The 15,153-nt window shown below is 45.1% G+C and carries 12 protein-coding genes; 2 read left to right on the top strand and 10 right to left on the bottom strand.

The genetic code is table 11. The annotated features are described in order from the left end of the window. Positions 1-41: 41 nt before the first annotated feature. From B9T20_RS00075 to B9T20_RS00110, 8 genes are all read right to left on the bottom strand, one after another. On the bottom strand, positions 42-866 hold the full coding sequence (locus B9T20_RS00075; RefSeq protein WP_094489247.1) for a shikimate 5-dehydrogenase: 825 nt from the start codon (positions 864-866) through the stop codon (positions 42-44). Next, positions 856-2,274 (bottom strand): cytochrome c, encoded by a 1,419-nt coding sequence (locus tag B9T20_RS00080; protein WP_094489248.1) that lies wholly within the window; start codon positions 2,272-2,274, stop codon positions 856-858. The genes B9T20_RS00075 and B9T20_RS00080 overlap by 11 nt, the downstream gene beginning before the upstream one ends. Beyond that, the gene (locus B9T20_RS00085; protein ID WP_094489249.1) at positions 2,271-3,923 is read right to left on the bottom strand and encodes a GMC family oxidoreductase; all 1,653 of its coding nucleotides are present in this window, start codon (positions 3,921-3,923) and stop codon (positions 2,271-2,273) included. The genes B9T20_RS00080 and B9T20_RS00085 overlap by 4 nt, the downstream gene beginning before the upstream one ends. Before the next feature lie 9 nt (positions 3,924-3,932). After that, positions 3,933-4,451 carry a sugar dehydrogenase complex small subunit gene (locus tag B9T20_RS00090; protein WP_094489250.1) on the bottom strand — a complete coding sequence of 173 codons (519 nt, stop codon included), beginning with the start codon at positions 4,449-4,451 and terminating at the stop codon, positions 3,933-3,935. Between the two features lie 137 nt (positions 4,452-4,588). Further along, positions 4,589-5,503, bottom strand: a complete 915-nt coding sequence (locus B9T20_RS00095; protein ID WP_094489251.1) for a DMT family transporter — start codon at positions 5,501-5,503, stop codon at positions 4,589-4,591. 3 nt (positions 5,504-5,506) lie between these two features. Further along, positions 5,507-6,361 (bottom strand): S1 RNA-binding domain-containing protein, encoded by an 855-nt coding sequence (locus B9T20_RS00100; RefSeq protein WP_094489252.1) that lies wholly within the window; start codon positions 6,359-6,361, stop codon positions 5,507-5,509. Between the two features lie 57 nt (positions 6,362-6,418). Then, positions 6,419-7,534 carry an MFS transporter gene (locus tag B9T20_RS00105; protein ID WP_094489253.1) on the bottom strand — a complete coding sequence of 372 codons (1,116 nt, stop codon included), beginning with the start codon at positions 7,532-7,534 and terminating at the stop codon, positions 6,419-6,421. Between the two features lie 108 nt (positions 7,535-7,642). Next, positions 7,643-8,440, bottom strand: coding sequence for a siderophore-interacting protein (locus B9T20_RS00110; RefSeq protein ID WP_094489254.1), 798 nt, complete (start codon positions 8,438-8,440; stop codon positions 7,643-7,645). A gap of 127 nt (positions 8,441-8,567) precedes the next feature. Between B9T20_RS00110 and B9T20_RS00115 the strand changes: the two genes are divergently transcribed. Further along, positions 8,568-9,326: a helix-turn-helix transcriptional regulator gene (locus tag B9T20_RS00115; RefSeq protein WP_094489255.1), complete on the top strand. Its 759-nt coding sequence runs from the start codon at positions 8,568-8,570 to the stop codon at positions 9,324-9,326. A gap of 67 nt (positions 9,327-9,393) precedes the next feature. On the opposite strand, the gene acnA is transcribed toward B9T20_RS00115, so the two are convergent. Next, positions 9,394-12,081, bottom strand: a complete 2,688-nt coding sequence (gene acnA / locus B9T20_RS00120) for an aconitate hydratase AcnA (RefSeq protein ID WP_094489256.1) — start codon at positions 12,079-12,081, stop codon at positions 9,394-9,396. A 294-nt stretch (positions 12,082-12,375) separates the two neighbouring features. Between acnA and B9T20_RS00125 the strand changes: the two genes are divergently transcribed. After that, positions 12,376-12,897, top strand: a complete 522-nt coding sequence (locus B9T20_RS00125; protein ID WP_094489257.1) for a carboxymuconolactone decarboxylase family protein — start codon at positions 12,376-12,378, stop codon at positions 12,895-12,897. Positions 12,898-13,013: 116 nt separating this feature from the next. Here B9T20_RS00125 and B9T20_RS00130 read toward each other — a convergent pair whose 3' ends face one another. Further along, a complete protein-coding gene (locus tag B9T20_RS00130) occupies positions 13,014-15,074 on the bottom strand; it encodes an FUSC family membrane protein (RefSeq protein ID WP_094489258.1) in 2,061 nt (686 codons plus the stop codon). Positions 15,075-15,153 lie beyond the last annotated feature (79 nt).

The following is a 15,153-nucleotide window of genomic DNA, read 5'->3' on the forward strand; positions in this document are numbered from 1 at the left end:
CCGATCACTCGGGCATGATCTTTAATGGGACGATTTAAAATTTAAGCATGGCTTCTTGCAAAGCTTGATGCCTCTTTAATCAAATCGATCGATGGACGAACGCCCGTATAAAGCACAAATTGTTCAAGGGCTTGAATCACTGCTACATCCGCACCGCTGATGATGGTTTTATTGAGGGTGCGCGCCAATTGAATCATGGGCGTTTCCACCGGCAGTGCCACCACATCAAAAATCGTTTCGGCGGTTTCAATGTGCATCGGGCTAAAGGCAAGGGCATCGGCTTCTTTGCCACCCTGCATGCCGAGCGGTGTCACATTGATGAGCATCATGCCTTCTGTGGAGGCAATGACCTCTTCATCATTCATCCATTCATAGCCATACAAATCTGCGAGCGCTTTGCCTTTAACAGCATTACGTGCAATGATGGTGCCATGCTTAAAACCTTGATCATATAAAGCACCTGCCACCGCTTTGGCCATGCCGCCGCTGCCTTTGAGTAAAAAAGGTGTGGCAGGATCAATGGCATAATCTTGCAATAAATTTGCCACAGCGATGTAATCTGTATTGTAGGCCGTTAAATGGCCATCATTGTTGACGATGGTATTGACAGATTCAATCGCGGCAGCTGATTGATCTAATTCATCCACAAATTCAATCACCGCTTCTTTAAAGGGCATCGAGATGGCGCAGCCCCGTATGCCAAGGGCACGCACACCGCCAATTGCCGCGGGTAGATCAGATGTGGTGAACGCTTTATAAATGTAATCGAGCTTAAGCTGATCATACAAATAGTTGTGAAAAAGCGTCCCAAAGTTACCGGGGCGACCGGCAAGTGACATGCACAATTGCGTCTGTTTAGTGATCATCTTTGCCTCCTCGTTTTTTACGGCTGACCACAGCGATGATGCCACCGAGCACAACGGCAATCAAGAAAATCATGCCGGGTAATAGATAAGGCTGCAGTTTCATCAATGCAGGTGCTGCGCCGCCTTGACGAATCTCTTTGACCATATCCGCCGTGACGCCCACCGTTGGATTACCATATTGTTGATAAACAAATTGCACAATTTGGGCAATCTGCTCATCGGATAAGGCTTGTGTGGCCGATTGTGGGCCAAAGCTTGGCATGTAAATCTCTGTGCCATCCACTTTCTTATTGACGCCATATAAAACTGCGGCAATGGCATTGCTGGGATTGACATCGCCCGTTGCGGTGTTGTGAAAGAGTGAGGGGTAAAATTGATCTTCAGTGCCTGAACCCGTATTTTGATGGCAACTTGAACAGTAAGCACTGTACAGTGCTTCGCCACTTTTCAGATTTTGATACGCATCCACAGGTGCGGCGCCCCTTAATAACAGATCCACATCAAACGGCTCGCCATATGTATCGCGTGGCGCACTTTGAGCAGGATTGTCTAAAGCAGGTACAGAGCGAATGTAGGTGGCGATCGCTTCAAGATCTTTGGCATCCACATGTTGGAAGCTGTCCACAACGGCTTCACCCATTGGGCCAGCGGCTTGTGCTTTACCTTTGAGGTGACCTTTTTGTAGATAAGTAATCAAATCAGCATTTTGCCATGAACCAATCCCGCCATTGATGCTTGAGGTGATGTTTGGCGCAAACCAAGGCCCTAAGCTACTGCCACCTAAATAATGGTCTTTCTCTTCTGCCATCATAAAGTTACGCGGTGTGTGGCACGTGCTACAGTGGGCAAGGGCTTCGACAATATACGCGCCGCGATTCCATTCATCGCTTTGATTGGGATCTGCTTTAAAAGGTGTATTGTCTAAATATAATGCATTCCAAACTGCCATCACAGAGCGCATATCGAAAGGGAATGGCAGTTCTGTGGTGTGCTTAGGCGGCTCATCGACAGGTTGAACAGATGTCATGAAATACGCATAGAGATCTTTAATGTCCGCATCGGTGAGTTTAGCGTACGATGGATAAGGCATCGCAGGATAGAGATGCGCACCATCTTTACGAATCCCATCGCGCAGTGCACGGGTAAAATCCTCAAGGGAATAGCTGCCAATCCCGTATGTTTTAGATGGCGTAATGTTTGATGAGTAAATGTCGCCCATCGGTGAGCTGATGGGATAACCGCCCGCAAAAGGTTGGCCATCGCCAGCTTTGTATGTATGGCACGCTTGGCAATCGCCTAAAATGGCGAGCGTTTCACCGCGCGCCGCATTGCCATCATCGGCAAGTGCTGCACTCATCATTGGTGTACTGAGGAGCGCCGCTGTTAAGAGGGTTCGAATGATTTTCATTTCGCTAAGCTCCTTAACACGTCATCGGCTGCACGTAGGCCAAGGGCAGCCATGGTTAATGTGGAATTGACAACACTTGAAGAGGGAATTGCACCGCCACCTGGCAACCATAAGTTTTCATGATCATGGGCGCGGCAATAACTGTTAACGACACTGTTTTTTGGATCATCACCCATGATGCAGCCGCCCATGATGTGGTTATTGGGCACAAATTCAGAGGTGACATCCACATCCGTACCGCCAAAGAGATGGGCAATCTCACGCAGTTTTTCTTGTGCTGCGGTGCGGCCACGGCGCACATAATCACCCACATCATAATAAACATCCGGGCATGGAAGCCCTAAAGCATCTTTACGGGTTTTGCTCAAAGTGAGGCGGTTGCTCTCTTCAGGCAAGACTTCAAGCATGATGTCCCAATAGACTGAGTGAATGGTGCTTTCGCGCACAGCATGCGGTAAATGTTCACCCATCGTGCCATCTGCCAACACTTTTTGAGTTTGGGCGAGGTTTCGATTTAAGTTATTCATGATGATGAGGAATGCTGCGTGATCTTTTCTAAAAGAACCATCACGATAGCCCACCATGGCTGCACTTTGTGCAGGGCCACGACCAACCCACATCGGTTTTTTCGACGTGAATGAACAGTGAATGCCTGAGTGATCCATCATGTTGCGCCCAACGCAATCAGAGGTGTTATTAGCGATCCCGCGCGGGTTTTGTTCATTGGCCGCCATCAAGAGTAAACGCGGCGTTTCGATGCCATTGCAGGCAAAGACAAATTTTTGTGCCGTCACTTTATGGGATTTGCGTTCTTTGTCATAAAAATGGATGGCAGAGAGATTGTTTTTCTCATCGGTGTCCACTTTATAAACCACCGCTTCAGACACAACAATCGTGCCATTGCGTTCTGCTTTTTCCACATGATGGATGCCATTGTACATCGCGCCAATTGGGCAAATGGGCATACAGTTGTTATTGCCACAACAAATGGGGCGATTTTCCCAAACGCGTGTGCTGCGTCCTTGTGGAATCGGCACTAAGTGGCAGCCAAAATCTTTGGTGGTGTCATAGACGGTGCGCTCAAAGTACGACCACGGCACCATATCCATCGGATAAGGCTTGCTGCGTTCAGGGGGCGATTGCATGCTTTTATCCCTTGGGCCTGCCACGCCAATGGCATATTCTGCGCGCGTATAATATGGTTCCATCTCATCATACGTGATCGGCCAATCGCGCCCAACGCCGTATAGTGTGTGCATTTTAAAATCATTCGGTGCATGGCGCCATGAAGAGGCTGCCCAGTGCCATGTGGTGCCGCCCACAGTTTTCAAATAGTCTTGTGCATAGGCGGCGGCATTTGGGCCCGATAGACCTAAATAACCATTGTTGGGGAAGTAGAGTGGGAAGGGTGCTAAGGGCGATTGAGGATACAGGCTTTGATAATCGATGCCTGCACGATTTTTTTCAGGCATATTGCGAGAATTTTCCACAATTTGCCCGCGTTCAACACGCAAGCCGGCATCTAACATTAAGACGCTGTAACCTTTGGCTGAAATTTCTGTCGCCATCATGGCGCCCACAATGCCGCTGCCGACAATGACAACGTCTGCTTGCCAATCTCCATTGGCCAATTGTTTTGCTTGATTCATGATTGCTCCCTAAAATGTTGCAGGTACAGTGGGTTCACGCGTGATGCCAGGTGGCAATGCACTGAACCATAATTCACCTCTAAAACAGTAGGTGGGCACGGGTAAACCATCCGCCGTTGGGCGATACATCAAGGCATCTTTATAAGCAATGACTTCTACGGCATCGTCCTGATTAGGACCCACTGTGCCTGTATACCATGCATGAGTGATGCGCATCGCCCATTCAGTGTTGCTTTTATTGTGAGCAATGCGGCTCATGACAGTTTCGCCATCGCCAAGGGCAGATAAGTGCGTCGAAAAGTCCGGGTAAAGATTAAGCATTGCCGTCAGATAACGCTCTGCTAAAATGGGATTTAAATCTTGGTAGCCCGTCAGCGCTTGAGAAATGCTGATGAACTGAGTCAGTTGTGATTCGGTGGGTTTGACTGCAGCAAAGGCGAAACGCCCCATTGGGGGGAAGAGTGCAGCGGATAGGAGAAGACCGCCAACACCAATGAGGCGACGCCGTTGTAAGTTAATCGTTTTCATAATAATCTCTCTATAATCTTGGATGCCATCATGAAGTAGGATCAACATCATTGAGATATTGATGCTTTTATTAATATAATATCTATATCAGTTAAAGCAATATTAATCTAATTTATTATATAAATATTTTATAATTTTTATAGTGTGGACGGTTTTCGTTGATATTGAGAGATGCCTAAACCCATCAGCACCAATAGAATGCCAAGGGCAGACAATAAGGTAATGTGCTCATGGAGAATGAGGGTTGAGAAGATCACCGTCACCATGGGTACAGCGTTGATGTAGAGGCTTGTTTTAATGGCGCCAAGAATTTTAACGGCCAGATTCCATGTCACAAAGCAGAGGGCGGATGCCCCTAAGCCTAAAAATAGAAGGTTGAACATCACCACAGGCGATGCATATTGATGCACATAGTTTAAGAGAGCATCATAAGAGAAATCTACGTTTTGCCAAGAGATCATGGGCAACATAAAGAGTAAGCCGTACCAAAATGTACGGCGCGTGGTTTGAATGGTATTGTAACCAAAGCTGCCCATTTTTTTGGAGACAATGGCATAAATCGACCAAATGAAGGCGGCACCAAGTGCCAATGCATCACCTTTTAAGCTCAATTCAAAGGATTGTAAGCCACTGAAACTCATAAGTCCCACGCCCACAAATGAGAGCAACATGCCCACATAAAATATGGGATGGATGTGTTCTTCTTTTAAAAAGAAACGGGCAAGTAGCACCGTAAAAAATGGGGAAGTGGAGGAGATGAGGGCCGCATTTGCCGCAAGCGTATAGAGCAATGCATGATTCTCAAACCAAAAATAGAAGGTGGTACCACATAAGCCAGCAAGGGCGAAACAGAGCTCTTCGCACCATGTGGTGCCTTTTAAACGCTTTGGATACAAGAGCATCAAAAAGCAAGCACCCAATAAAAAACGCGCCCCAAGAATCTCTAAAGGTGAGAGATCGTGCTGTAATAAAATTTTGGTGGAGACAAAGGTTGTCCCCCACAGCACAATCGTCAAGAGCGCCAGTAAATGGCCGCGCGCTTCGGTGCTCATGGATTATTTTTGTAACTCAATGGCATCTTTATGGATGATGATTTTTTTGTTTTTATAAAGGGCGCCAATGGCACGTTTAAACGCCGCTTTACTGACGCCAAAATGGGACATGATCACATCCGGATCACTTTTATCGCTCACGGGTAAACGACCCTCTTTATTCGCTTTAAGTGCCTTTAAAATGGCGCCTTCTAAGCCGTGGCGCGCTTCATTGGTTTTGATGATGGGAATCATGGAAACATCGAGCTTACCATCTTCACGTACCGGTTTAATGTAGCCTGTGAACTCATCGCCAATGTGAATCTCACCCACGATGTCACTTTGATAGACAACGCCCCAATAGGCATGATCCACAATCACTTTTAAACCAAGCGGTGTTTTGCTTTCCACTAAGACAGAGACTTTATCGCCTGTTTTATAGTGGGGCGCAGTGGCTTGTACATGGCGCTCATATTTCGTGGTGGCAGTGATTTTATGGGTCACAGGATCAATGTAGGTGTACACGATGACAAAATCATCCACTTCTAAATCAACTAATGACTCACGAAAAGGCAATAAGAGATCCTTTGGCAAGCCCCAATCTAAGAAGTAACCAAAACTCGCCACTTCCACCACTTGTAGATCCGCAAATTTACCCACTTCTGTGTAAGGTTTATCTGTGGTGGCGATCAACTCTTCTTGGTTGTCCACATACACAAAGACTTCGAGCGGTTCACCAATTGTGACCACTAAATCTTCAGGAATGGCGCGGTTGGGCAAAAAGACATTGCCCGCAAGCATTAAGCCGCGGGAGGTTTGTTGTTCGATGGTTAAGCGATTGATGTGTCCAACTTTGGGTGTAAATGGAGAATGAGACATTTGACCTTAATCTATAATAAAAAATAATCGTGCCCCATTATAATCCTTAGTGCAAAATCATTCAGAAAGATTTATGCACAGCATGAAAAGGGCGGTGACCAATAACGTGCCTGCAAGATGTCCACTGATGGCGCTCAGCATCAACCCAAGCCCTAAGAGCAAATAGTACCCTAAACCCAATAATGCGCCGGCAGTGCCCCGTGCGTTGTGATAATCATCGAGCACATGTGCCAGAATATTTGGGATGGCGATGCCATAGCAGAAGGTCATGATGCCCATTGGCAATAGTAACCACAGGGAATGACGTAAGCTAAAAGCCATCAAAGCGCTGATGAGCAGAACCATGGTGGCGATTCTAATTAATGTGCGTGCCGGCACGTGTGCTTGAGTACAGCGGCGATTAATGAGGGCACCAAGCAATGAGCCTGCCCCCAATAATAATCCTGTGTAGCTGAAGAGTGTCATCGGATAACCTAAATCGGTGAGCCAAAAGGGTGCCAATTGATAATAACTAAAGAGCATCAGATTAAAGCCCGCAATCATCACCATGTGACGCAGTAAAACACCATCTTTAAGCATCGCGCGGGCAATTGGTAGTAATGCCACTCGCTGCATGTTGTGTGGTCGTGTTTCTGGTAGGCTCAGAATCGTCCACAGCAGTAACATGAGGGCAAAGAGCACCAATGCCATAAAAATGGCACGATAACCCAAATGCATCTCGAGGAGGGTGCCCATAAAAATGCCCAACATGGGGCTGATGGCCATTAAAATGCCCACAATGGCAAAGGTTTTGCGAAGTGCTTCGCCGGAATAAGCATCACGCATTACGGTTTGTGTGCCAATTGAGCCAATCGCAGCACCTAGCGCCATCAACATGCGGCAGATTAAAAGGGCAGAAAAGTCCGTCACCCATAACGCCGTTACTGCACCCACCGCATAGACTGACAGTGCAAAAATGAAGGTGATGCGCCGCCCGAGTCGATCACATAAATGGCCCCATAAGACAATACCAAAGGCAAATGCCATAAAATAGAGGGATAAGGTTTGCCCGGCTGCCGCTTCAGAGACAGTAAATGCCGAGCTCAAAGCCGGTAAAATCGGGCTGTATAAGGTTTCCACAATTTGGGGGAACATCAGTAAAGCCATCAATAAAAGGCGTGTACTTTGTGTCATGATCTTCGGTTCTCAAGGAAAACCGCTAGGATAATGAAAAGTCGAATGTGATGTTTTATAAAATATGACTGATTTATTATAAAATCAGTCAATCTTTCAAGGATGGAATTATTCTAAACGCTTGGTGCGCGCTTCATGCTCTTTTTTACCAATTTGCCAATAAGCGCAGCCATAAAATTCATCTTTGGTGTAGCTCAATGTGTTGCGTAGATGATCTCTAAATTGTTTGACGGTGTTAAATTCCGCCGTGACATGCACAAAATGGTCAGCATCAAGTGTGTTAATCAAAGATTTTGCATGTTCAAAGAGATCACTGCCATTGTATGGATAAAAATTGGTGTGCCAATGAAGCGTCAGTGTTGCCGCACTTTGATAATGTTCAGGATAGATGTCCACTTCGCCCAATACTTCTGTGATGATGGTGGCATGGGCATCTTCTGGCAATGTTGAAACAATGGCCGCAACGGCAGGAATGCCCGTCATGTCTGTCACAAATAGATAATCTTTGACGGTGGGCACAAGGGCTTTATTGCCCAGTTTCATGGCATAGCCCACTTCATCACCAATTTTGGCATTGAGCGCCCATTGGCAAGCGACAGATTCTCCTTCATGCACTGCAAAATCGACACACAATTCTTTGGCATCTAAATCAAAAGCACGATGTGTATAAGTGCGCACCGTTGGGCGCAATGCTTCATCGACGACTTCCCATTGCTGCAATTGTGCATTAAAAGTAGGCATTTGTACCGTAGATTGCCCGATTGGGGGGATAAATAGCTTATTATTTACGCCAATTGGCACATCTTTGTAGCGCTCAGCGTCATCACACTTTAGAATAACGCGTAGAAAATTTGGGGTGATGAACTCTTTACGAGCAACACGAACAACGGTTCTATGAACTTGCATCAATGAAGATCCTCCTATCTAACGAATGGGAGGTATCTTGCTGTATATTGTTATTAAATGCAAATGATTATTATTAATGTTTGTTTTTGCTCATGTTTGTTGAGCAATAGGATGAAAAGGTGAACAAGTGGCATGGATAGATGCAAAAACAGAATTTAACCCAGATGCGATGGATCAAGCCATCATTGGCATTGCATCAGAATTGGTCAGACACGATTCGGGTGAGCATGTGCATCAAAAGGGACAATTTCTGTTTGCTCAAAAGGGCAGTATGCGCGTGATGATGAATCGACAGTTGTATGTCGTGCCGCCTCAACGTTTATTGTGGATACCTGCACATATGCCTCATCGCGTCTTTTTTACAGAAGTGGTGGGTTATCGCTCCATCTATTTAGATGAGCGTGAGAGCATGCGTTTGCCAGATCATCCGATGATTTGGGTGGCCACCAATTTGATGCGCGCGGTGTTAGAAACCATCGCTTCTGCGCCGTGGGACACCGATTGGCAATTGCCATCGCGTGGGTATCATTGGTTATTGGTGCTGTGGGATGAGTTGGTCAGCGCAAAACGTGAGCACATGTATTTGGATTATCCTGAGGATTATCGCCTGCAAAAATATGACTTATTGGCACAAGCGCCGCCTTTGTCAGAATTAGCCTTGCACGTTGGCGCAAGTGAACGCACGATTACGCGCATTTTTCAAAAAGAGACGGGCATGAACTATCAATCGTGGCGCCAGCAGTGGCGTTTACTGAAAGCCATTGAGTTATTAAGTGAGCATCAACCGATGATGGAGATTGCATTATCTTTAGGCTTTGGTAGTTACAGCGCTTTCTCAACGTTCTTTAAGAACATGACGGGCATTTCGCCGAAAAAATATTTATAAGTGCAACGATTGCCATAAAAAAAGCCCAACATTTGTTGGGCTTTTTTAGATCACGGGAAAAATATGATTATTTAGCCGCTTTTTGTTTTGCGATCAAGTCACGCAATACGTAATGTAAGATACCGCCGGCTTTGAAGTAATCCACTTCGTTTAATGTATCGATGCGGCACAATACGGTAAATTGTGTCTCTTTACCTGTTTCAGGATGAGTGGCTGTCACAACGATGTCTTGATGCGGTTTGATGTCATCATTAAATTCGATGTGGAAGCTTTCAGTGCCGTCTAAACCTAAAGATTCAGCATTGTCGCCATTTTTGTATTGAAGCGCTAAAATGCCCATGCCGATCAAGTTAGAACGGTGAATACGCTCATAGCTCTCTGCAATCACAGCTTTTACACCCAACAAGTTAGGGCCTTTTGCTGCCCAGTCACGGCTTGAACCAGAACCGTACTCTTTACCCGCTAAGATGATCAATGGTGTTTGATCTTCTTTATACTTCATCGCAGCATCATAGATCGCCATCACTTCGCCAGAAGGTAAGTATTTCGTCAAACCACCTTCAATGCCAGGGATCATTTTGTTACGGATACGGATGTTTGCGAATGTACCGCGCATCATTACTTCGTGGTTACCACGACGAGAACCGTATGAGTTGAAGTCTTCAGGTTTCACACCATGTTCCATCAAGTAACGACCCGCTGGGGAATCTTTCTTGATTGAACCGGCAGGAGAAATGTGATCTGTTGTGATGGAGTCACCAAACACAGCCAATACACGTGCTTTATCAATCGCTTTTAATGCTTCAATCGGTTGATCGATGTGTTCAAAGTAAGGTGGATGTTGAACGTATGTAGAGTTTGGATCCCATTCGTATGTTTCACTGTCAGTGACAGCTATGGATTGCCATTGTTCATCACCATCAAACACGCCTTCATAACCTTTGGCAAACATGTTGCTTGTGATCATTAAGACTTCTTTGGCGATCTCTTCGTTTGAAGGCCAGATGTCTTTTAAGAACACATCATTGCCATTGGCATCTTTAGCGATTGGATCTTTGGTCAAATCAATGTTCGTTGAACCGGCAATTGCGTACGCCACAACCAATGGTGGAGAAGCCAACCAGCTGCCGCGGATTTGTGGATGGATGCGGCCTTCAAAGTTACGGTTACCAGACAATACGCCAGACACAGTCATGTTGTTTTCATCAATGGCTTTGGCAACGGCAGGAATCAATGGACCTGAGTTACCGATACATGCTGTACAACCATAACCTGTTAAGTAAAAACCGATGTCTTCTAAATATTTCATAAGACCGGCTTTTTCTAAGTATTCGCTGGCCACTTTAGAGCCAGGCGCTAAGGATGTTTTCACCCATGGTTTACGTGTTAAGCCAAGTGCAGCGGCTTTTTTCGCCACTAAACCTGCCGCCATCATCACGCTTGGGTTAGATGTATTGGTACAAGATGTGATGGCTGCAAACACAACATCACCATGGTGCAATTTTTCTGCTTTGCCATCGATGTTGATGTCTACGGCCAAATCAGGATTTTCAACGCTGTCTGCAATGAATTTTTTGCTGGTTGCAGGTAAATCACCTAATACAACGCGATCTTGTGGACGGCTTGGACCAGCAATACTTGTTTCAACAGTGCTTAAATCTAATTCTAATACATCTGTAAAGACAGGCTCATCACCAGCATTGCGCCATAAACCTTGTGCTTTTGCGTATGCTTCAACACGTTTAACGGTATCATCAGAGCGGCCTGTTAAGCGCATGTAATCCAATGTGATTTCATCCACAGGGAAGAAACCAACTGTTGCGCCGTATTCAGGTGCCATGTTAGAGATTGTGGCGCGGTCTGCCAATGGTAATTCAGCTAAGCCATCACCAAAGTATTCAACGAATTTACCCACAACGCCTTTTTTACGAAGCATTTGTACAATTGTTAACACTAAGTCTGTGGCAGTTACGTGGCTGCGTAATTTACCCGTTAATTTAAAGCCCACAACTTCAGGAATGAGCATTGAAATTGGTTGACCTAAGATCGCAGCTTCCGCTTCAATACCGCCAACGCCCCAGCCCAATACAGATAAACCGTTTACCATTGGTGTGTGTGAGTCTGTGCCGACGCAAGTGTCAGGAATGACCCATTCTTCGCCGTCTACTTTAGAAACCCAAGCAGTTTTGGCCAAGAATTCTAAGTTCACTTGGTGACAAATACCTGTACCAGGAGGCACAACGCTGAAGTTATCAAATGCTTTTTGACCCCAACGTAAGAAGGCATAACGTTCACCGTTGCGTTCCATTTCCATGTCAACGTTTTCAGTAAATGCATTGTTGGTACCAAAATGGTCGATCATCACAGAGTGGTCGATCACTAAGTCAACAGGCGACAATGGATTGATGTTTTCTGGGTTTTCCCCCGCTTTAACCATCGCATCACGCATTGCAGCTAAGTCAACAACAGCAGGAACGCCTGTGAAGTCTTGCATCAATACACGTGCAGGACGGTATTGGATTTCGCGGTCAGATTTACGATCTTTCAACCAATCGCGGATCGCTTCAATGTCTTGAAGATTCACTGTTTTGTTATCTTCGTAACGTAAAAGGTTTTCCAATAAAACCTTCATGGATTTTGGTAATTGAGAAACATCCCCTAATGTTTCTGCCGCTTGCGCGATTGAGTGATAGAGATACTCTTTATCCCCAACTTTTAGCGTTGCTTTAGACTTCAAACTGTCGATATGACTCATGCTCCACTCCTTATAGTTCGTATGAATGACTAACCTAAAATCTTTATCTTGGAAAGATTACGGATGCCAACTTTAATATGTTGCCAAAAAGTAATTTTTTCAAGACTCAATAATCTTGGTTTATTATAGGTGAACCTTGGGCTAATACAATCCTATTTGAGGTAATGTTGATATTTGAAGTTATTTATCAACCTGATCAAGATTATTAATATGACAAGCCGATAAAAATTATGAATAATGGTTCCATCAAGTGGAAACACACACGATTTTTACAACAATTTTAAGGAGATTGAGATGTCAATTGATGCATTAAAAGATATGTTACCTGCGTACGCAAAAGATATGCGTTTGAATTTAAGCAACGTTTTGAGTGAAGCGGGCGCAGAAGGTTTGACTGAAAAGCAAATCGCTGCGATTGCCGTTGCGGTCTCTTTGAGCACACGTTCAAAAACTTTGATTGAAAACATTGAAGCGTTTGCAGCCCCAATTTTAACGGAAGAAGAGCTAAATGGTGCAAAAATTGCGTTCAGTATCATGAGTATGAACAACATTTACTACCGTTTTGTGCACTTAACAAGCAACCAAGAGTATGCCACGATTCCTGCGCGTTTACGCATGAACAGCATGGCAAACCCAGGTATTGATAAAGTGACATTTGAATTGGCTTCTATGGCGGTATCAGCCGTCAATGGTTGTGGCATGTGCTTAGATTCACATGAGAAAAACTTGCGTGACCACGGCGTGACCACACAAGCGATCCAATCCTCTGTACGCATTGCTGCGGTATTGTTCTCAGTGGGCGCTACATTAAACTAACAAAATGGGGCTTTGTCCTCAATTGATCAAAAAAAGAGGCCATTGGCCTCTTTTTTTATGCATCAGATATTAAAAATATTTGGCATCAATCACACAATTGTTGATGTGGATCAGCTTTAGGTATTCGCCTCCACCATCCAAATGAGCGGTTTGAGCTCTTGGCCAGTGAAGGGTTTGGTTTTTTCACTGCTTGGAATGGTGGGATCTAAACGCAATTTAGTGAGCATAATGAGTTCGCTGAATTCCGGAATGCTCGTGGGATCTTTATGGAGCTGCTCAAGAGAGTAGCCTAAAATTGCCAATTGCGAGAGCACCGATTGCTGGCGGATCATAAATTCATTGTAATAGTGAAAATCCCCATGGAATTTTTGTGGCTCTTTTTGCATGCGCGTCAATGAATTTGAGAGCTGAATCACCAGAGATTGCGTATCTTTGAGCTTAATGTAAAACTCAGAAGGCTCGGCGCTCTTTTTGATCCAAACGGCTTCCAGAGTTTCGAGCACATCATACATGTGATAGCGAATGCGCTCAGCTAAGCGCGGCGCTTCACGTTTTTCCCAAGAAGGCAAAAAGTAGATGGTGAAGAAAATGGCAATGACGGCGGCCACGGCAGTATCAATCACCCGCTCAATGGCAATGGAAGCACCGGATAGATCATCGGTCATGTTCAATGTCAGCAATACATAGATCGTCACAAACATCACGCACAATTTATAGTCAAGGTTGACTAAAGCATTGCTGAGGATGATGGACACCATAATGTATAGCACAATGTAAGAGAGGCTTGGCTCAAAAGAGACAATGATGCCAACGAGAATGCAGCCAAGCACCGTGCCGATGATGCGCGCTTGGCTGCGTTCTCGGGTGATGCTAAATCCCGGGCGCATTAACGTGACTAAGGTAAAGGCAATCCAGAAACTGTGGGCTAAAATCTGCTTTTGATCGAGCACCAAGCTGATAAAAGAGAGGGTTGCGAACATCGCCACTGCCGTGCGAATGGAAAAGCGCATAAAATCAGAAGAAAGCGTTAAATTCTCTTTGACAATGTTCCATGACCAATGACTGTGGGAGATGTGCTTTTTAAAGTGATCGCCAAGGGTGGGAATGTCGGTTTGTCCTAGGAGCAATTCACGCACTTTATCCAATTGCCGATTCATCACCCACGCTTTGCGGTAATGGGCAGCAAGAACACCATATGCTTCAGTGGCCGCTTCATCTAATTCGGTGTTTTTTAAAATCTCTAATTCAAATTCAAGGGCTCTGAGCTCCGCTTTAAAGCCTAAGCGGCGAATCATCTCGCCGCCGCCTAATGTGTGTAGGCTCATCTCTTCTAAGTTATTGGCCGCTTTGCGATAAAGATCACGCAGGAAGATCTGAATGTCTGAATTTTCATAGGCGTGACGAATGGTGGTAAAGTCTTGGAAAGGTGCCACCATGCGGTCATACACATCGGTCAGTAATGTCAATTCGCCCGCCATCTTTTGAATCTTTGGGTCCGATTGATTGGTGGTGCGATATAAAAGATCGCGGGTTTGCTGAAATTCTGCAATCAATGTGGTTTGGGTTTCAATTAAATTGGCAAAGGATTTCTCTAAATCACTGTTTTGACGATAACACTCTGAAATTGCTTGCAAATAGCGTGCTAAATGCACATAACAAGAAGAGAGCGTTTGGCGAATGATGTAGTTGGCAAAGACTTTAGAAAACAGCAGGGCATAGATCACATAGAAAATTGCCCCAATGGAGAAATCAATGATGTATTCGGTGACATTATAAGTATTGCGCCCCGTAATCATGGCAATGAAGATGAAGGTAAAGCCAATGGTGCCTGCTTTTGGACCAAAGCAGCTCATGAAATTACTGAAAAACACCACAATGGAGAGGGAAATGATGAACAAAAAGGGCATTGTGCCCATAAATTGCGCAAAATAGATGGTGATGAGTAAGGTGCCCACAAGCGTAATGAGCAGCTCATTGCGTTTGTGTTTGAATGAGCCAATTTGGTCAGCAATGCCAATGGTTAAACTGGCGTAGCCCACCGTAATGAGATTTTTCGTCTCTCCACCCAATAAATAGACAATGAAGACCGGGAGAAACACCCCGATGCCTTTGTACAAACCTATTGTGAAATCATAGCTGAAGAAGAAACGGTAGATGTTTGTGAGTGATCGATTCATGCGAAGTTAAAGAACTTTAACTAGGAAGAGATAAAGCTCATCATTATAGATGAGCTTTAGGGGAGAGGCCATAGTCGGT

The organism is Wohlfahrtiimonas sp. G9077 (assembly GCF_002252155.1).
GTDB lineage: Bacteria > Pseudomonadota > Gammaproteobacteria > Cardiobacteriales > Wohlfahrtiimonadaceae > Wohlfahrtiimonas.

Excerpts from the sequence above, each read along its gene's own strand:
- B9T20_RS00075 (WP_094489247.1), bottom strand. The coding sequence starts at position 866 with ATGATCACTAAACAGACGCAATTGTGCATGTCACTTGCCGGTCGCCCC.
- B9T20_RS00080 (WP_094489248.1), bottom strand. The coding sequence starts at position 2,274 with ATGAAAATCATTCGAACCCTCTTAACAGCGGCGCTCCTCAGTACACCA.
- B9T20_RS00085 (WP_094489249.1), bottom strand. The coding sequence starts at position 3,923 with ATGAATCAAGCAAAACAATTGGCCAATGGAGATTGGCAAGCAGACGTT.
- B9T20_RS00090 (WP_094489250.1), bottom strand. The coding sequence starts at position 4,451 with ATGAAAACGATTAACTTACAACGGCGTCGCCTCATTGGTGTTGGCGGT.
- B9T20_RS00095 (WP_094489251.1), bottom strand. The coding sequence starts at position 5,503 with ATGAGCACCGAAGCGCGCGGCCATTTACTGGCGCTCTTGACGATTGTG.
- B9T20_RS00100 (WP_094489252.1), bottom strand. The coding sequence starts at position 6,361 with ATGTCTCATTCTCCATTTACACCCAAAGTTGGACACATCAATCGCTTA.
- B9T20_RS00105 (WP_094489253.1), bottom strand. The coding sequence starts at position 7,534 with ATGACACAAAGTACACGCCTTTTATTGATGGCTTTACTGATGTTCCCC.
- B9T20_RS00110 (WP_094489254.1), bottom strand. The coding sequence starts at position 8,440 with ATGCAAGTTCATAGAACCGTTGTTCGTGTTGCTCGTAAAGAGTTCATC.
- acnA (WP_094489256.1), bottom strand. The coding sequence starts at position 12,081 with ATGAGTCATATCGACAGTTTGAAGTCTAAAGCAACGCTAAAAGTTGGG.
- B9T20_RS00125 (WP_094489257.1), top strand. The coding sequence starts at position 12,376 with ATGTCAATTGATGCATTAAAAGATATGTTACCTGCGTACGCAAAAGAT.
- B9T20_RS00130 (WP_094489258.1), bottom strand. The coding sequence starts at position 15,074 with ATGAATCGATCACTCACAAACATCTACCGTTTCTTCTTCAGCTATGAT.